Origin of the sequence: Cyclobacterium xiamenense (assembly GCF_900109255.1) — a bacterium.
In the GTDB taxonomy this organism is placed as follows: Bacteria; Bacteroidota; Bacteroidia; order Cytophagales; family Cyclobacteriaceae; genus Cyclobacterium; species Cyclobacterium xiamenense.
Genome location: NZ_FNZH01000003.1, coordinates 146,827 through 164,458, shown reverse-complemented (window position 1 = coordinate 164,458; position 17,632 = coordinate 146,827). Strand labels below are relative to the sequence as shown.

The window sequence follows — 17,632 nt, the reverse complement described above, 5'->3', positions numbered from 1 at the left end:
CCTATTTTGGGTTAGTTGACTTCCTTTTCATCCACCGTGGTAAGCAGGGGGGCCAGGCCCTCACTGACGTGGAATTGCATCTGCCCCCGCTCATTCGTAAAGATAAGAAAGATCTCCAGGCCTTCTGTAGCGGCTTGTATTTCAAGAGATTTTTCGACTCCCAGCACCATAAAGGCTGTAGCGAATGCATCGGCAGTCATGCAATCTGCGGCCACCACGGTGGCACTCAACAGGCGGTGCGCTACCGGATAGCCTGTAAACGGGCTGATGGTGTGCGAATATTTTACAGAATCCTTCACGTAAAAATTACGGTAGTTTCCAGACGTGGCCATGCCCTTGTTATCCAAAGCGATAATCGAATACAAATCGTTGGCCAGGCCTTCTTCGCTGGGTCGCGTGACGCCCACTTTCCAGAGTTCTCCCTTTTCGTTTCGTCCACGGGCCACCAGTTCTCCACCGATCTCCACCAAAAAATGTTGAATGCCCCTACCTTCTAAAAAGGTGCCCACCAGATCCACTCCGTAGCCTTTGGCGATTGCACTCAAGTCGAGGTACGTATCTGAATTTGTCTTCTTCAGAACCGATTCATCAAAATACAGCTGCTCAAAGCCGACCTGCTCCAACAGCTGCCGTATGGCCACACTGTCTTTTAGTGATGCCCCTTCCGGACCAAATCCCCACGCATTTACGAGTGGCCCCACAGTGGGATCAAATGCTCCGGAGGTTGCCCGATACACCTCACCGCTTGCTTTCAGTACCGGATACAAATACGGCGAATCAAACACGATCGAATCGGTTTGATTAAACCTGCTGATCTCAGAATCCGGCATATAGGTAGACAAGGACCGGTTGATATCCAGGAGTAGCGAATCGATTTCTTCCTGAAAGTCCCTCCTCCCCGGATCTAAGTAAACGATTCGGTAGCTGGTGCCCATGGTAGGTCCGGTAAGGACAATTTTGGGATCATCCGGCGCATGAGTAGCTGGGGTGTTCTTATTTTGCCGGTACAGATACACCATAAATACCACCAACAACAACAAAATGCTGTAAATGATATTTTTTTTGGCTGATTTTCGCATAAAACGATGCCTGTTTTATTTTTCCGAAAGTTAATTCTTATTTTCCAATTGCGCCTACTATTTCCCCAATATCCCCCGGTCGGGGCAGGAGGTATCCGCAGCCGGCAGCTAAAAACCGCATCATTTTATTTATATTTGTACCTATTAGCGAGCGACTATGAGAGAAGACTATCTGCGTGGTGACCAAAACAGCCTCAGCCCCGGGGACAAAGAGATTGAAAAAGCCCTGCGGCCCTTGAGTTTCGAAGACTTTACCGGTCAGCACAAAACCGTGGAAAATATCAAAATCTTTGTTTTGGCCGCAAAGAAACGAGGAGAGTCCCTGGATCACGTCTTGCTTCATGGCCCTCCTGGCTTGGGAAAAACCACCTTAAGCCACATCATTGCCAATGAACTGGAATCCAGCCTGAAGATCACCTCCGGACCCGTACTGGACAAACCCTCGGACCTGGCCGGCCTGTTGACCAATCTCGAAGATGGAGATGTCCTTTTCATTGATGAAATTCATCGGCTCAATCCCATCGTGGAAGAATACCTGTATTCGGCGATGGAGGATTTCCGAATTGACATCATGCTGGATTCGGGTCCCAACGCCCGATCGGTGCAGATCAACCTGAATCCCTTTACGCTGGTGGGAGCGACTACCCGGTCCGGGCTGCTTACTTCTCCATTGAGAGCCCGATTTGGGATCAACGCCCGACTGGAGTACTACGACGCAGCGCTTCTCTGCACCATCGTCAAACGGTCAGCGTCCATTTTGGGCACGCCTCTCGATGAGGAGGCAGCCTTCGAAATCGCGCGAAGGAGCCGGGGCACCCCACGTATTGCCAATACCTTGCTACGTAGAACGCGGGACTTTGCAGAAATAAAAGGAGACGGAAGGATCAGCATGGAGATCGCAAAAATTGCCCTCAACGCATTGGACGTGGATGAAAATGGTCTGGACGAAATGGATAACCGCATCCTGACCACCATCATAAAGAAATTCAGCGGAGGCCCGGTAGGCCTCTCCACCATTGCTACTGCCTGCGGAGAGGAAGCAGAAACCATTGAGGAGGTATACGAGCCCTTTCTGATTCAGGAAGGGTACCTCAAACGAACCAGCCGGGGAAGAACCGCCACCGAACTGGCCTACCAACATTTGAAGCTAAAACCGGATTTTGGTGGGCAGTCCGGAAGCCTTTTTGATGTATAGCCTCCTCTTGAGATGTTGACGCCATGCAAAACAGGGAAAAGAACAGCCAGCTAATCAAAGACGCTGCCCGGAAATTGGGATTTGATTTTTGCGGCATCGCAAAGGCGGAATTTCTCGAGGCAGAAGCACCAAAGCTAGAATCCTGGCTAAACAATAATTACCACGGAAAAATGGCCTACATGGCCAACCATTTTGACAAACGCCTGGATCCCCGCAAGCTTGTGGACGATGCCCAGTCGGTGATCAGCCTGATCTACAATTATTACCCTCCAAACCGCCTCCCGGAAGGCAGGGAGGACTTAAAAATCGCCAAATACGCCTACGGAAAGGATTACCATTTTGTCATCAAAGACAAATTGAAGGATCTCCTTTCCCTCCTACGCGAAGAAATCGGGGAAATCAACGGCCGGGTATTTGTAGACAGCGCACCGGTAATGGAACGACAATGGGCCCAAAAGGCCGGTTTGGGCTGGACGGGCAAAAACAGTTTACTACTGAATCAACACAAGGGGAGTTTCTTTTTTTTGGCAGAATTGATCATTGATTTACCCCTGCACTACGACACGCCCGTTACCAAAGATTATTGCGGGACCTGTACCCGATGCATTGATGCCTGTCCTACGGATGCGATTCTTCAGCCCAACCTGCTGGATGCCTCCAAATGCATTTCTTACCTGACGATCGAGCTAAAAGAAGAAATCCCATCCGAATTTAAGGGAAAGATGGAAAACTGGGCCTTTGGCTGTGATATCTGCCAGGATGTATGTCCCTGGAATCGTTTCTCCAAACCTCATCAGGAACCGGAATTTTTACCCCATCCGGAGCTGAAATCCCTTGACTGGGAGGAAATGACCAAAGAAACCTTCGACCGGGTTTTTAAAAAGTCGGCGTTGAAACGCAGCAAGTGGGAAGGGCTGCAACGAACGATAAAATTCATCCGAAGCAGCCTTTCGTAAAGATCCGCTTTCTTTTTTTCCTTTGCCTGCCATTTTTTTCAGAAAAAAACGAAACTCCGCCATTATTTTGAACGTTCTTTCACCTTTAACTGAATAGGCCAAACCGAATCTACAGTAATTTTCACCACCGATGGAAACAATTTCATATTCTTTTGGCTTTAGTTAGTTAAAACATGTTGGGCCTCCTACCACAATAATTCAAAACAAAATGAATAGTTTTGTCGAAATTCCAAGAACAACTAACTAATTATTACTTGTAAAAGAAAAAACCCGGATTGCCTAAAGCGTATTAACCTTAATCTAAACTTAATTCTATGCGTAACATTTACCGATTTTCATTGGTCATGTTCCTATCCCTACTCAGTATGGGCTGGACACATGCACAGTACAGCGTGTCGGGCGTAGTCACCGATGAGCGGACGGGAGACCCCATGATTGGGGCCAGTATCCTGGTCCAAAACACCACAAAAGGTACCGTCACCGACCTGGATGGCAGGTTTAACCTGAACTTTGATGACAATTCACCGGCCACGCTGATCATTTCTTCGCTCGGCTATCTCAGTCAGAATGTTGACGTAAGTCCAGGGAACAATACCTCGCTAGAAGTATCCCTAAAAGAAGACGCAACCAACCTGGAAGAGGTAGTTGTGACGGGCCTTGCTTCCACGGTCAAGCGTTCCAACCTCGCCAACGCCGTGTCCTCCGTCTCCTCCAGAGAACTAACGGGAACAACGACGATCCAAACCACAGATGGTGCGTTATATGGTAAAATAGCAGGTGCCAATATCCGCTCCAACGGCGGTGCCCCAGGAGGGGGCCTTTCCATTCAGTTGCGGGGAATTTCCAGCTTGATCGGCGCTTCACAGCCACTGATCATTCTGGACGGGGTGTACATCAATAACTCCTTTCAACGTACCGGACGTGCGACGGTGACCGGTGCAGGGGGGGCCAATCAGGACGACGGCGCCAACCGACTTGCCGACCTGAACCCTGCGGATATCGAATCCATTGAAGTGCTGAAAGGTCCTTCCGCTGCAGCCATCTACGGAACCCGGGCTAACGCCGGTGTAATCATCATCACCACCAAAAGAGGATCCGAGGGTAGGACAAAGGTATCGCTGGCTCAGGACATTGGCTTTGCGCAACCTTTGCGTTTGCTCGGGGTGGATGGTTGGAGTGAAGAAAAAATCAACACCTTTTTCCCGGAAAACCGGCGACCTACCGAACTTCAACGGTTCAGGGAATCGACCGGCACCATCGATTACGAAGACTATTTTTACAACAATACCGCCGTCTTGAGCAATACCCGCCTTACCGTATCTGGTGGTGACGAGAAGACGAAGTTTTTCGTGTCCGGAAACATCAATTCAGAGGACGGAACCGTAAAAAATACCGGTTTCGATCGCTTTTCTTTGCGAGCCAACCTGGACCACAATATCACGGATAACATTAAATTGGGGGTGTCTTCCAATTACATAAAATCGAATACACAGCGGGGCTTCACCGGTAACCAAAACAACACAGGAGCAAGTATTGGCTACAACATTGCGTATGTACCGAACTATTTCGACCTGCGGCCCGATGAAAATGGAAACTACCCGGTCAACCCGTATTTCGGCGAAAACCCAATAGCGGTAACTGATCATGCCGTCAACGACTCCGATGTGCAGCGATTTGTGCAGGCTTTCAACCTGGATGTGGACCTACTCCGAACCAACAATAGCTTCTTGCGGGCCAACGTGGCCGGAGGGTTTGATTTTTACCAAAACTCCACCTTGGTTTACCTGCCCGAATTTTTGCAGTTTCAGCGAGGTCAGGCAAACCCTGGCGATGCCTTCTGGGGAAAGCAGGAAAGCTTCAACACCAACTTCCAGGCGGCCTTGGTTTACAATTTCAACTGGGGTAAAGTCAACATGAACTCCCAGGCGGGTATGGTTCGTTTGGATTTTACCAACAGTTCCCTATTTAACCGAGGCAGAGGCCTGGTACCCGGACAAACCAACTTGCGGCAAGCTTCGATCCAAGAGATCGTAGATCAATTCAACAGCGAGGTACAGGAAGCGGGTGTATTTGTCCAGCAAGAGGCTAATTTTGAAGACAAGATCATCGGTACCGTCGGGGTGCGTTGGGACAAATCTACCCTAAACGGCGATCCCAACCAGTACTATGCCTTTCCGCGCGCCTCGGTAGCATTTAACGTAGCCAATTTCGATTTCTGGAATTCCTCCGTACTTACTCAGTTGAAACCTAGAATTGCCTATGGAGAGACTGCCGGACCGGTGGAATTTGGAAACACCTTTACCCGGCTAGAAGGCGCCAATATTGGCGGGCTGTTAGGTTCTGTAGTAGGCACGCAAATCGGAAACACCGAGATCCGGCCCGAAACAGCCACCGAATTGGAATTCGGTGTGGATCTTGGCTTGCTAAACAACCGATTCTCGCTGGAAGCCACTTATTACATAAAGAACACGCAAAATAACATTCAGAACCTCAACCTGGCGCCGTCTACCGGAGTAAATACCACTCCAAGTAACGAGGCAGAATTACAAAACAAGGGTTTGGAATTAAGTCTGTCTGGCACGGTAGTGGATCGCGGGAATTTCAACTGGTTTTCCCGAATCATGTATTGGCAAAACCGGGTAAACATGACCCGTCTGGGCATCCCTCAGTATACCTTGGGTGGTTTTGGCCCCGCTCTGGGCACATTCTACTACGCGGAAGGCTTTGCCCCAACTACCATCGTCGGTACACCAGCCGATCCGAATCACCCAAGTGGATTTACGGTTTGGGGAAATGCCCAGCCTAAGTTCAATGCCTCCGCATACAATGTCCTACGGATTTACAACAACCTGGAGTTGTCCTTCCTGGTGGAATGGAGACAAGGGGGCGAAAACATCAACCTTACCTCCTTCCTCTCAGATGCCGGAGGAACGACCAATGGATGGTTTGGGGATGATAACGGAGACGGAATCCCCAACGGAAGGCAACGGCCGCCAGAGCCGTATAATAACGCGGGCCGATGGGTACAGGATGCTTCTTTCGTCAAAGTAAGGGAAATCGGCTTGTACTACACCCTACCAAAGGCTGCCTTGACGAATACGTTTGGAAATGCGCTGGAAGGGGTACGTTTCGGAATGTCTGTGAACAATGCTTTCCTATTTACGGATTACCAGGGATACGATCCGGAGACCTCCACCTTTGGTGCACAGTCGGTGGCCAATAACGTCGACATCGCTCCCTATCCAACGCCAAGAAGGATTTTCTTTCACGTAAATCTTGATTTTTAATCCTAAACTGATGAAAACAATGCATACCATTCAAAAATATATAGGATTGAGCGTTGTGGCCGGATTACTCCTTTTCAGCTGCAACCCTTTGGAACTGGATCAAATCGATGATCCCAACAACCCCTCTGTGGGGAGTGTGAGTGAAAACGCCAGCCGGTCCCAGATTCAGTTTTTGGTGACCGGGTTGGAATCCCGACACCGGGGCTATGTGGAAAACGTTTCTCGGGCCTGGAATACCTTCGGCCGGGAAATTTGGTACCTAAACGGATCCGATCCCCGCTTCCAAACCGACTGGCTCGGGCAGGCCGGTCGCGTGCCGGACCGAATCTACTTTGGCTTCGGTACCACGGGTGGAGGCTCTTGGGCAAACCCCTATCAGGCCATCCGGCAGGCGGAAACCCTGGTTTCGGCCACGTTGAACACGACCGTGTTGAGCACAGAAGAGCAGGCTGCTATCGTGGGATTTGCCCGAATGATCCAGGGCTACCAATTTATGATTCCCGCAAATTTTGTGTACGAAAATGGAATCCGGATCGATGTGGAAGACCCGCTCAATCCAGGCCCCTACGTTCCTTACGAGGATGCGATACGTCACGCGCAGTCCCTACTGCTAGAGGCAGACCAGTTGTTGGCATCTGCGGGATCGGGTGATTTTCCACTCACCCTTACTTCAGGCTTTGCCGACTTTACCTCGCTGGATCGTATCCGCGAAATAAACAACGCGATCCTGGCCAGGACCGATATTTACCTGGAAGACTGGCAGGGAGTGCTTGATGCACTGGATAACTCCTTCATGGATATGGACGGGGATTTGCAAGCCGGACCGGCACATCCTTATACCGGTGCTCCCGATTTGTTTAATCCGCTGTTTTATGTCCGGGATGCTGCTATCAATACCATCGTTGTGGTCCATCCTTCGGTATTGGCAGACGCTACGCCGGGTGACGCACGGGTAGCGGCCAAGTTTTTCGAACGGGAGGAGCCGGTCATCGTTACCACAGATGCCACACCACTGGTGGGAACCCATCAGGACAACCGCTGGCCAACCAATACCACGCCCATTCCTTTTATCCGGAATGAAGAGCTGATTTTGTTGAAAGCCGAAGCGCATGCACAGCTGGGTCAGACCGATCTTGCCGTTGAGGCCATTAATGTAATCCGCAACGCCGCTGAAATTGGCGACTATACCGGAGCCACCGACCTGGAAAGCCTTATTGACGAGATCCTCTACCAACGACGGTATTCGCTTTGGGCAGAACCCTGGGGTCACCGATGGATCGATGCACGACGGTACGACCGATTGGACGAGATCAACACCTCATTTGATCAGGGAACCGTATTTCGTCAGTTTCCGCATCCACAGTCGGAAGTAAACTGGGATATCTACGCGGAGGACTAATCCACGAAAACTTTCAAAAAGAAACGCCATGCCCAAAACTGGGCGTGGCTTTTTTTGTTTCTGCTAGCTTGGGAAACCCATCGCTGAAACCTCTCCTATTCGGGAAATGGTGGTAGCGCAAATAGACCGCTGTTCTGACCTTATTACGTATGCTAATGTATTTCCTCGGGAGACGTTTTTTGGCAGACCAATACGATGGCCTTATTCAAGTACCCGGAAAAGATAAGCCAGGGAGAATTCCAATTGGGTAAAATTGATGTCAAAAATCCGTTCTTGCGATTCGGGCCGGCCAAATTCATACGAGTAGCGTACCTCACCCTGCAGGGTATGCTTTCCAAACAATTTTGAGAGGCCCACACCGGCCGTCAGGCCATACATAACTTTCCGGGGTCGGTCATCCGGCTGCCCGTAGGTCGGGATAACCAACTCCCCCTCCACCACTCGGCTAACATCCCTGGCATCCAGCAGGTAGCCGATATGGGGGCCAAGTTTGATGTGAAACCTTCCGGAATTGCCCAGGTAAAAGTTGGAAAGAATCGGGATCTTTAGGTAATCAAATTGCGTTTCATTTCCCGTATTGATGGTATCGGTGGCGGCGTAGCCCGTCGTCAGGAGTTGAAATTCTACCTGTGCGCCGGCGTTCTTCTCAAAAAACTGCTCGATGACCAGCGAATAGGTTGGTGCAGCTACCCCGGTAACGGTCCTGGGAAAACTGCCCAACGTGACCCTGTAGCTAGCGCTGGATTCGGTGTATCCCGCCCGGAAACCCACACTGGTTTGGGCCAGGAGACTGCCGGAGAGTAGAATAAAAAGGAACAGTACCGGCCAGAGGATTTTCATAGGAAAATTGGTTGAAACTCCTTCGTTAGTGATCTCCTTTGCTGGGATCCTTTTTGGAATCCTCCCGGTCTCTCAACTTTTTATCGTCGACATTTTTATTGAGAAACTCGTTGATTTTATCGATCGAAAAGGAACTGGAAATTTCACCAAACGAATTGATGTTCATGGTGAAGCCTTCCAGCTCTTCGTTTACCTTCGGTGTCTCCTTCTTTTTGCTTTTTTTAGCCATGGCTGTTTATCGTTTACTCCGATATCATTTCTTGGACGCGACAAAGATTAAGCCGCGTCTATCTTATTCAACGCAAATTCGATTCTTTTGATCAACTCCTCTTTACCTAATATCTCAAAAATTTGCATCAAGTCCGGCCCTGCGCCTACACCAGTGACGGCAAGGCGCACCGCTTGCATCACTTTGCCTAATTTGATGCCTTCGGCTTCGGCCGAAGATTCAAGGAGTGCCTTGGCCGATTCCGCTGTAAGTGGCGCTTCTGCTTCCTGCAGGTTTTTGCTGTAGGCGGATAGCACGGTGATTGCCTCCTGATTCCATTTTTTGGCGACTACCTGCCCGTCGAATTCTTCCGGTGCGAGCAGCATAAATCGTCCTTCGCTCCACAAATCGCTGGGAAACGTAGCTCGTTCCTTCATTACGGCAGCGATTTTTTCCGCTTTCTCCGCCGATACGGAAAGGTTCTCTTTTTGTAGGTCTTCCAACAAATACGCCGCAAGTTCCTTATCGGATTTTTTTCGCAGGTACTGCTCGTTATACCATTTGGCTTTATTGATATCAAATTTGGTGCCTGACTTGCCGATACGATCGATGGAAAAGGCGTCTACCAACGCTTCCACGGAGAACAGTTCCCGTTGATCCCCTGGGTTCCAACCCAAAAAGGCCAGAAAATTCAGAAATGCATCCGGTAGGTAGCCAGCTTCCTTAAACCCTGCCACCCATTCTCCGGAATTGGGGTCCTTCCAGCTAAGCGGGAAGATGGGAAAGCCGTGTTTTTCGGCATCCCTTTTGGAAAGTTTGCCGTTTCCGTCCGGTTTCAATAGCAGGGGCAAATGGGCAAATTCAGGCATGCTGTCCTCCCATCCCAGGTACCTGTAGAGCAATACGTGCAAGGGTGCCGATGGCAGCCATTCTTCGCCCCGGATAACGTGCGTGATGCCCATTAAGTGATCGTCTACGATATTGGCCAGGTGATAGGTAGGCATTCCGTCCGACTTCATGAGTACCTTGTCATCCAGGGAATTGGAATGCACCATGACCCAGCCCCGTACCATGTCGTTTAATCTGACTTCCTCTTTTCGGGGTATTTTGATACGGATGACATAGGGCTCACCGGACTCCAACCGGGATTTCACCTCATCGGCCGGCAGCGTCAGTGAATTTTTCATCTGCGTTCGGGTAATCGAATTGTATTGGGGCGAAACCACACGCGCAGCTGTCAGCCGCTGCCGCATGGCTTCCAACTCTTCGGAAGTGTCAAACGCGTAATAGGCATGTCCCTTTTCAAGCAAGTACTCCGCGTACTCCCGGTACATGGACTTACGTTCCGATTGCCGGTAGGGTCCACAATCCCCCGGATTCCAGGGGCTCTCGTCGGGATTGATCCCGATCCAGTCCAGAGAATCCTTTATGTAATCCTCGGCTCCGGGAACGTATCGGTTTTGATCGGTATCTTCTATCCGTAACAAGAACTTGCCGCCGTGTTTCCGGGCAAAAAGGTAATTGTACAAGGCGGTTCTTACGCCACCTATATGCAATGCTCCTGTAGGAGAAGGAGCAAATCTTACGCGTACTTCGTTACTCATAAACAGCCGTCGATTTCGTTTAAGAGGGCAAAGATAGTCAATTAATAAGGAATTTGGCTCCAAAACTCTGGAAGACTTATTCGTTTTTCAGCTAAACCATCTTCGGCAAAATACTGTTACCAATAGCAAATCATGAAAAAAAGCGCAGCCAATACCGACCAAATGACCCAGGAAATGTACCGCCTCCTGAAGATCTTTGGCTCAATCTCCATCGGGCTGGTTTTGCTGCTATCGTTTTTCAACGAGTACAGGGCCGACAATTCCGGGGAAGAAGCTGAATTTACCGTCTCCGACGCAGGGCTGATCTACTTTAAAAACATTCGCAAAATAGACTACCGTACGGCTCATTTGCCAGAGGCAATGATCGAACGCTATACCCACGAGGATTTTGATCCGGACAGCACCAAATCGGGTATTCAACTGGATCTGATCGTCCAAAAAAACAACAGGACAGCGGTCCCCTTCGTTCTGTCAAAAGGAAAGCTGGCAACCAACGCTCCCGTATTGCTACGGGCACACCAAGGCCTGAAAACCATCGCGGATTCGCTACGGATCCACTCAGGAGATCGGCAGACCCACCTGAAAGCTGCTAAAAAGCTCTACCAATGGCTACTGGCGGATATGGCCTCCATCGAAGCCAAAACGGAAAAAGGCTGGATCCCCGTATTTGAGGACCCGAAAGCACGCAAAGCCTTTATTCAAACTTTCAAGGACTATGAAAAAATAACCTCCTCCAAATAAAGATCCTTCCCGTAAATGCCGATTCACCCGATAAAGACACGGTAGGGACGTCTATTGAAAAAACAAAAATAAATCCTAAATTGGAAGGTGCCGTAGCTATACTACCCAACGCTTCGGCAACTCACACCCAAAATAACGCTGTTATGGAGCTCAAGAGAATTGATAATCTCTGGCACTTTTTCGCCACCCAAAATCAATTGTTCTTAAAAAAAGAAGTTGGACGGGAGGTATGCTACACCCTCGTAAAAAATAAAATCCGACTCACTCATTCGTTCAACCCCCGTTTTACCGGCCAATCGGTGGTAACGATCGGTCCCGAGTCCTTCGAATTGGCAGTGGAAAGTCAGGCTGCTGGTAAAAAAAAGTTTGGACTGCCCGGTCCTGCAATCAAGGTGCATCAGCGGCTTTTTTTTCCCCGGGATTTGCTGCGGCTTACCGCCCATTTTTCCATAACCGTAGAGAAGGATCGCTTCCGGAATATTCGGGTGTCTCTGGAACCATTTGTGCCTCAAACGATAAAAAAAACGTACCAGCCGGTCAACTTCATCAGCGAAATCCTTTGGGGATTTCGGTATTTTTCGGAAACCATAAAAAATTAATTCCCTCCCGAACCGGAGACCATCGGTAAACGTTACACAGCTGTCAACGACGAACTATGAAAAACCCTTCCAATCCCACAGAATTCCCCCGGTTCACCATGCCGCACCGAGGTTTGCTTTTGCTTGCGGGTATTTATACCATCCTATGGGGCGCCTTTTTCCGCTGGTTTGGCCCCACCGTTCTGAATTGGCTGGCCATGGACGCGGGTTTGGAGGGCTGGTCCGGAACCCTTTTTTACGGAAGCCTGGGAATGATCGCCGGACTGTTAGTGTTTCTATCTGCTTTTTACCCCATCAGCTGGGTTTACCTGATGGGATTGGGAATTGTTATGAAAGTTGCTTCTCTGGTTAGTTTTCTGATCCTATACATGGGCGATATGGCGTGGAACAAACGCTTGGGTTTCCATTTGATTTTTAACGAAACGCTTTGGCTGATCCCCCTGACAATTATTTTGTGGAAAGCTTTGCAAGTAAAAAAGTATTTGAAAAGCCTGTCCGACCAATAGCGAACGGGAGTCTCAACGTTCGGATCGCGCGGATCAACAAACTTTCTGGACTGCCCCTTCCGCAGGTAAAGATGCTGGGGATTTATAAAAAACCAACGGAAGTTTGTCTGAACGCCGAAAGGTAGGCGCGCCGATTCCCCCCGGGTTTAAAAAAAGCCTTAAAGCGATGTGCGGAAATACCGAAAAGAAATGCAAGCAACCACCCCCGACCCTTTTGGGGAAGTCGGGGGTGCCTGCAATTAGGTCAAAATAATGAGCAATAGCAGGATGACAATCAATGCACCTGCTGAAATGTAAACACCTCCGCCCAATTCTTTGGCCTCCTTGTTGATGTCCCTCAGTTCATTGCGGATTTCTTTTTTTTCTTCCTTATCCATCGATCGGAAATCCATGGCTTTTATTTCTTTTACCCGCTCATCCAATTGCTCCAAACGGGCCTGCTCTTCCGGGCTAGGCTCCTTTTCTGCCGGTTCGTTTTTTGCCATGGCTGCAGGCGCTATAGCGGTCAACCACATCAGGATGGATAAAAAGTATGCGATCTTTTTCATGTGAATAGGTATTTAAGGTGAAACATAGTAATACATTTTTTCAAGCTGAAATCAGAATCGAACGGATACGCGTCCGAAATATACCAATAATCCTACCAAAAAAACGGGGATCGGAACGAATGCGCAGCAAAAGCAGCAAAATCAACCAAAAACTATCGATCCAGGAATGTACCTTTTTGGCAAAGTTCGGGCTGCTTCGCTGCAAAGCCGATGCTACAAGAGCCATAAACACGATGCCCCACCAGATAGGGCCTGGCAATCTTTCCTCTTTACGAAGGTACCATTTGCTCAAATTCAGGAGTCAAAGGATAGGCGACTGGTCGATGGTGGGATCTAATTTTTTTCAGACCGCAGCATTGCCCAAAATTCACTAACTTGTGCTGGATTTGGAGGAACTATGCTCCAGCAATCCCAAACGATATTTAAAAAAAAACCGGATCAACAAATGGCTAAAGGCAGCAAAAAGCTTTTCCTACTGGATGCAATGGCATTGATATACCGGGCCCATTTTGCGTTCAGCAAAAACCCCCGGATCAATAGCAAAGGACTCAATACAGGCGTGATGTTGGGGTTTACCAATACTTTACTAGAGGTATTGGAAAAGGAAAAACCCACACACATCGCCGTGGTTTTTGATACCCATGCACCCACGTTTCGCCACGAGCAATTTGAGGCCTACAAAGCCAACCGTCAGGAACAACCCGAGGACATCGCCGTAGCCATTCCCTGGGTCAAAGAAATCGTGCAGGCGTTTAACATTCCCACGCTGGAGTTGGATGGATTCGAAGCGGACGATATTATCGGAACCCTGGCGAAGAAAGCCGAACGAACCAGCTTTACCGTGTACATGATGACTCCGGATAAGGACTACGGGCAATTGGTAGAAGACCATATCTACCTCTATAAACCGGCCTTTATGGGGAATGCCGTAGACATCATGGGGCCGAAAGAAATCTGCGACAAGTGGGATATTGAAAAGGTGGACCAGGTGCGGGACATACTGGGATTGATGGGCGACGCTGTCGATAACATACCCGGTATTCCAGGAATCGGGGCCAAAACTGCGGTCAAACTATTGAAACAATTTGGCTCGGTAGAGGAGTTGATCAAAAACACGGATCAATTGAAAGGAAAGCAAAAGGAAAACGTCGAAAAATTTGCTCAACAAGGGATATTATCCAAAGAATTGGCCACCATTATTCAGGATGTTCCCGTTGAATTTGACGAGAAAGCCCTTACCTACGAGCCCCCGAATGAGGAAAAACTCAAGGCTCTTTTCGCCGAACTGGAGTTCCGTACCCTGACCCGGCGGGTATTTGGAGAAGCCATCAAAAAACCAAGCATAAAAGTAGACGAACAGTTGGGGCTGTTTACGGGCAATGAGCCTGCAGTCGCCGCCGAGGAGAACCAAGAGCCGCCCATAGCCGTCCCCGATAGCCTGGATAGTATATTTACCCGAAACCACGATTACCACCTGGTAGCAGGAGCGGAGGCCATTCGGGAGCTCGTTCATTACTTACTGCTGCAGCAGGAAATTTGCTTCGATACAGAAACCACCTCCATCAATCCCAATCAGGCAGAACTGGTGGGCATTTCCTTTGCCTACCTGCCAGGAGAAGCGTATTACATCCCCTTTCCCGCAGAAAGAAAAGGGGCCGAGAAGATCCTGGCGCTTTTGGCTCCGGTCTTTTCTTCCCCCGAAATTCTAAAAATCGGGCAAAATATCAAATACGATATCCTGGTATTGATGAATTACGGCATTGTGGTAAAAGGAAAACTTTACGATACCATGTTGGCACATTACCTGATCGAACCGGAAGGGAAGCACTCCATGGACTGGATGGCCGAGCAATACCTGCGCTACAAGCCGGTTTCGATCGAAAGCCTCATCGGAAAAAAGGGAAAAAACCAGGGCAACATGCGGGATGTGGCCCCGGAGGAGGTAGCGCCCTATGCAGCCGAAGATGCCGACATCACGCTGTTATTGAAAAAAGAATTGGACCCAATCGTCCGGGAAAATAAGCTGGAAAAGCTCCTGCACGAGGTAGAAAGTCCCCTGATCGAAGTTTTGGCCGCCATGGAATTTGAGGGGGTACGCATTGATACCGAAAGCCTGAAAGAAATGTCCGGCGAGCTGGAAACGGAAAGCCGGGTCATCGAAAAAAAGGTATACGAATTGGCCGGCGAGCAATTTAACCTGAGCTCTCCCAAGCAATTGGGCGAAATACTGTTTGTCAAACTGCAATTGGACCCCAAAGCAAAAAAGACCAAAACCGGTCAATATGCTACCGGGGAGGAGGTGCTCAGCAAACTTGCGGTGGAGCACGAAATTGCCCAGGCCATTCTGGATTTCCGGCAACTGGTCAAGCTAAAATCCACCTATGTGGACGCCCTCCCGGGATTGATCAATCCAAAAACCGGCCGCATCCACACCACCTACAACCAGTTTGTGGCAGCTACCGGCAGGCTCTCCTCCATTAACCCTAATCTGCAAAACATTCCTATCCGAACCGAACGAGGCCGGGAAATCCGAAAAGCCTTTGTCCCCAGGGATGCCGACCACCTGATCCTGGCAGCGGACTACAGCCAAATCGAACTGCGCATCATGGCTGCTTTTTCGGAAGACCAATCCATGATCGAGGCCTTCGAACAGGGACGCGACATCCATGCCACAACAGCCGCGAAAATATTTCAGGTGCCCCTGGAGGAGGTAAGCGGAGACATGCGAAGGAAAGCCAAAACGGCCAATTTTGGAATCATCTACGGCATCTCAGCCTTTGGACTGTCCCAACGATTGAAAATCCCCCGCTCGGAAGCAAAAGAGATCATAGACGCCTATTTCAAGGAATTCCCGGCCGTAAAATCCTACATGGATCAAAGCATTGAAAAAGCCCGAAAGAACGAATTTGTCGAAACCATTCTGGGGCGCAGACGGTACCTGAGGGACATCAATAGCCGAAACGCTACCATGCGTGGTTTTGCGGAACGCAACGCCATCAATGCCCCCATACAGGGTTCTGCCGCAGACATGATCAAAGTGGCCATGATCCAGGTACACGAATGGATGGTTCGCGAGAAACTTCGTTCCAAAATGATCCTTCAGGTCCACGATGAATTGGTATTTGATGCACACAAAGACGAAGTGGATCTGCTGAAGGAGAAAATTCCTGCACTCATGTCCGGGGCGATCCGTTTTGCGGTACCCCTGGAAGCAGAAGTAGGGGTTGGCAATAATTGGCTGGAGGCTCACTAGCAATGCTTCAAATTCACCACCCAACTTCCCATTATCATCCATGGCCAAAATAAAAACTGCGTTTTTTTGTCAAAATTGTGGCGTAGAAAGCCCCAAGTGGGTCGGAAAATGTCCCTCCTGCGGGGAATGGAATACCTATGTGGAGGAAGTCATCCAAAAAGAGGTTAATCAGAAGGGCAGCTGGAAATCGGGTACCCTGGCCCCGAAAAAGAACAGTCAACCCAAACGGCTCAGGGAAATCGATTACGAGGCCCAAAGCCGCCTGATCACCGGGGATGTAGAACTGGATCGGGTACTGGGAGGCGGCATCGTACCGGGATCGTTGGTATTGATCGGCGGGGAACCGGGTATCGGCAAATCCACCCTGATGCTGCAAATTGCGCTCATGTTGGCCTCCACAAAGATCCTGTATGTCTCCGGGGAAGAAAGTGAAAACCAAATCAAAATGCGCAGCGAACGGATGGCCTACCAATCCGATAATTGCTACGTGCTCTCGGAAACGAATACGCAACAAATTTTCCAGCAGGTGGATTTGTTGAAACCCGAATTACTGATCATCGACTCCATCCAAACCCTGCATTCCCAATACGTGGAATCGGCTGCAGGATCGGTGAGTCAGGTACGGGAATGTACCGCCGAGCTGATGAAATTTGCCAAAGAAACCGGAACCCCCGTCTTTCTGATCGGCCATATCACCAAAGACGGAGCCATTGCCGGACCTAAAATCCTGGAGCACATGGTGGATACCGTCTTGCAATTTGAAGGCGACCGCCACCTGAGCTACCGGATCCTGCGTACCTCTAAAAACCGCTTCGGCTCCACCAATGAATTGGGGATTTACGAAATGCACGCTACGGGATTGAAGCCCGTGACCAATCCTTCCGAAATACTGATGACCCAGCGTGAGGAACAGCTAAATGGTGTGGCCATCGGTGCCATGCTGGAAGGAAACCGGCCGTTGCTCATTGAGATACAGTCGCTGGTCAGTCCCGCAACCTACGGCACACCGCAGCGAAGCAGTACCGGCCACGATGCCAAACGTCTCAACATGCTCCTGGCGGTACTCGAAAAAAGAGGCGGAATGCGCCTGGGACAACAGGATGTATTCCTAAATATCGCCGGTGGATTGCGAGTGGATGATCCGGGGCTGGACCTGGCGGTATGCGCCTCCCTGATATCCTCCTACGAAGATAGCCCCGTAGACCCCCGGATTTGTTTTGCCGGAGAAATCGGTCTGGGTGGAGAAATCCGGGCTGTCAATCGCATCGAAAGCCGAATCGCCGAAGCCGCAAAAATGGGATTTAAAAAAATCATGCTTTCCCGCTATGGGCTCAAATCCCTAAATACCGAGCAGTTTTCCCTGGAAATTGTACCCGTCACCAAACTGGAAGAAGTATACCGGCACCTCTTTTTATGA

Annotated in this window: 14 protein-coding genes; 9 read left to right on the top strand and 5 right to left on the bottom strand. The window is 49.6% G+C overall.

All coding sequences use genetic code 11. The features are described 5' to 3' along the window. Positions 1 to 11: 11 nt before the first annotated feature. A complete protein-coding gene (locus BMW71_RS10175) occupies positions 12 to 1,079 on the bottom strand; it encodes an FAD:protein FMN transferase (protein WP_092173202.1) in 1,068 nt (355 codons plus the stop codon). A 157-nt stretch (positions 1,080 to 1,236) separates the two neighbouring features. Here BMW71_RS10175 and ruvB point away from each other — a divergent pair, with 157 nt between their 5' ends. The 4 genes from ruvB to BMW71_RS10155 all read left to right on the top strand — a co-directional run bounded on the left by ruvB (position 1,237) and on the right by BMW71_RS10155 (position 7,916). Then, complete coding sequence (ruvB, locus tag BMW71_RS10170; protein WP_092173199.1) at positions 1,237 to 2,274, top strand: Holliday junction branch migration DNA helicase RuvB; 1,038 nt, start codon at positions 1,237 to 1,239, stop codon at positions 2,272 to 2,274. 23 nt (positions 2,275 to 2,297) lie between these two features. Next, the gene (gene queG / locus BMW71_RS10165) at positions 2,298 to 3,230 is read left to right on the top strand and encodes a tRNA epoxyqueuosine(34) reductase QueG (protein WP_092173196.1); all 933 of its coding nucleotides are present in this window, start codon (positions 2,298 to 2,300) and stop codon (positions 3,228 to 3,230) included. 314 nt (positions 3,231 to 3,544) lie between these two features. Beyond that, entirely contained in the window at positions 3,545 to 6,517 is a 2,973-nt protein-coding gene (locus tag BMW71_RS10160; protein WP_092173193.1) for a SusC/RagA family TonB-linked outer membrane protein, read from the top strand. A 19-nt stretch (positions 6,518 to 6,536) separates the two neighbouring features. Then, positions 6,537 to 7,916: a RagB/SusD family nutrient uptake outer membrane protein gene (locus tag BMW71_RS10155; RefSeq protein ID WP_092173191.1), complete on the top strand. Its 1,380-nt coding sequence runs from the start codon at positions 6,537 to 6,539 to the stop codon at positions 7,914 to 7,916. A 201-nt stretch (positions 7,917 to 8,117) separates the two neighbouring features. Here BMW71_RS10155 and BMW71_RS10150 read toward each other — a convergent pair whose 3' ends face one another. From BMW71_RS10150 to gltX, 3 genes are read right to left on the bottom strand one after another with little or no spacing between them, the layout of a single operon-like run. Next, positions 8,118 to 8,756, bottom strand: coding sequence for an outer membrane beta-barrel protein (locus tag BMW71_RS10150; protein ID WP_092173188.1), 639 nt, complete (start codon positions 8,754 to 8,756; stop codon positions 8,118 to 8,120). Between the two features lie 25 nt (positions 8,757 to 8,781). Then, on the bottom strand, positions 8,782 to 8,985 hold the full coding sequence (locus BMW71_RS10145; RefSeq protein WP_092173185.1) for a hypothetical protein: 204 nt from the start codon (positions 8,983 to 8,985) through the stop codon (positions 8,782 to 8,784). Between the two features lie 47 nt (positions 8,986 to 9,032). After that, entirely contained in the window at positions 9,033 to 10,568 is a 1,536-nt protein-coding gene (gltX, locus tag BMW71_RS10140) for a glutamate--tRNA ligase (RefSeq protein ID WP_092173182.1), read from the bottom strand. A gap of 132 nt (positions 10,569 to 10,700) precedes the next feature. Here gltX and BMW71_RS10135 point away from each other — a divergent pair, with 132 nt between their 5' ends. The 3 genes from BMW71_RS10135 (at position 10,701) to BMW71_RS10125 (ending at position 12,414) form a co-directional block, all read left to right on the top strand. Next, positions 10,701 to 11,309 (top strand): hypothetical protein, encoded by a 609-nt coding sequence (locus BMW71_RS10135; RefSeq protein WP_092173179.1) that lies wholly within the window; start codon positions 10,701 to 10,703, stop codon positions 11,307 to 11,309. A 143-nt stretch (positions 11,310 to 11,452) separates the two neighbouring features. Continuing rightward, positions 11,453 to 11,908: a hypothetical protein gene (locus BMW71_RS10130; protein WP_143057601.1), complete on the top strand. Its 456-nt coding sequence runs from the start codon at positions 11,453 to 11,455 to the stop codon at positions 11,906 to 11,908. Between the two features lie 56 nt (positions 11,909 to 11,964). Then, complete coding sequence (locus BMW71_RS10125) at positions 11,965 to 12,414, top strand: hypothetical protein (RefSeq protein WP_092173174.1); 450 nt, start codon at positions 11,965 to 11,967, stop codon at positions 12,412 to 12,414. Positions 12,415 to 12,653: 239 nt separating this feature from the next. Here BMW71_RS10125 and BMW71_RS10120 read toward each other — a convergent pair whose 3' ends face one another. Next, positions 12,654 to 12,962, bottom strand: coding sequence for a hypothetical protein (locus BMW71_RS10120; protein WP_092173171.1), 309 nt, complete (start codon positions 12,960 to 12,962; stop codon positions 12,654 to 12,656). Between the two features lie 445 nt (positions 12,963 to 13,407). On the opposite strand from BMW71_RS10120, the gene polA reads away from it, so the two are divergent. After that, positions 13,408 to 16,215, top strand: a complete 2,808-nt coding sequence (gene polA, locus BMW71_RS10110; RefSeq protein ID WP_092174789.1) for a DNA polymerase I — start codon at positions 13,408 to 13,410, stop codon at positions 16,213 to 16,215. Positions 16,216 to 16,255: 40 nt separating this feature from the next. Continuing rightward, a complete protein-coding gene (gene radA / locus BMW71_RS10105; RefSeq protein ID WP_092173165.1) occupies positions 16,256 to 17,632 on the top strand; it encodes a DNA repair protein RadA in 1,377 nt (458 codons plus the stop codon).

What these genes read in the sequence shown, in the direction of transcription:
- BMW71_RS10175 (WP_092173202.1), bottom strand. Translation starts at nt 1,079, where the DNA reads ATGCGAAAATCAGCCAAAAAAAATATCATTTACAGCATTTTGTTGTTG.
- ruvB (WP_092173199.1), top strand. Translation starts at nt 1,237, where the DNA reads ATGAGAGAAGACTATCTGCGTGGTGACCAAAACAGCCTCAGCCCCGGG.
- queG (WP_092173196.1), top strand. Translation starts at nt 2,298, where the DNA reads ATGCAAAACAGGGAAAAGAACAGCCAGCTAATCAAAGACGCTGCCCGG.
- BMW71_RS10160 (WP_092173193.1), top strand. Translation starts at nt 3,545, where the DNA reads ATGCGTAACATTTACCGATTTTCATTGGTCATGTTCCTATCCCTACTC.
- BMW71_RS10155 (WP_092173191.1), top strand. Translation starts at nt 6,537, where the DNA reads ATGCATACCATTCAAAAATATATAGGATTGAGCGTTGTGGCCGGATTA.
- BMW71_RS10150 (WP_092173188.1), bottom strand. Translation starts at nt 8,756, where the DNA reads ATGAAAATCCTCTGGCCGGTACTGTTCCTTTTTATTCTACTCTCCGGC.
- BMW71_RS10145 (WP_092173185.1), bottom strand. Translation starts at nt 8,985, where the DNA reads ATGGCTAAAAAAAGCAAAAAGAAGGAGACACCGAAGGTAAACGAAGAG.
- gltX (WP_092173182.1), bottom strand. Translation starts at nt 10,568, where the DNA reads ATGAGTAACGAAGTACGCGTAAGATTTGCTCCTTCTCCTACAGGAGCA.
- BMW71_RS10135 (WP_092173179.1), top strand. Translation starts at nt 10,701, where the DNA reads ATGAAAAAAAGCGCAGCCAATACCGACCAAATGACCCAGGAAATGTAC.
- BMW71_RS10130 (WP_143057601.1), top strand. Translation starts at nt 11,453, where the DNA reads ATGGAGCTCAAGAGAATTGATAATCTCTGGCACTTTTTCGCCACCCAA.
- BMW71_RS10125 (WP_092173174.1), top strand. Translation starts at nt 11,965, where the DNA reads ATGAAAAACCCTTCCAATCCCACAGAATTCCCCCGGTTCACCATGCCG.
- BMW71_RS10120 (WP_092173171.1), bottom strand. Translation starts at nt 12,962, where the DNA reads ATGAAAAAGATCGCATACTTTTTATCCATCCTGATGTGGTTGACCGCT.
- polA (WP_092174789.1), top strand. Translation starts at nt 13,408, where the DNA reads ATGGCTAAAGGCAGCAAAAAGCTTTTCCTACTGGATGCAATGGCATTG.
- radA (WP_092173165.1), top strand. Translation starts at nt 16,256, where the DNA reads ATGGCCAAAATAAAAACTGCGTTTTTTTGTCAAAATTGTGGCGTAGAA.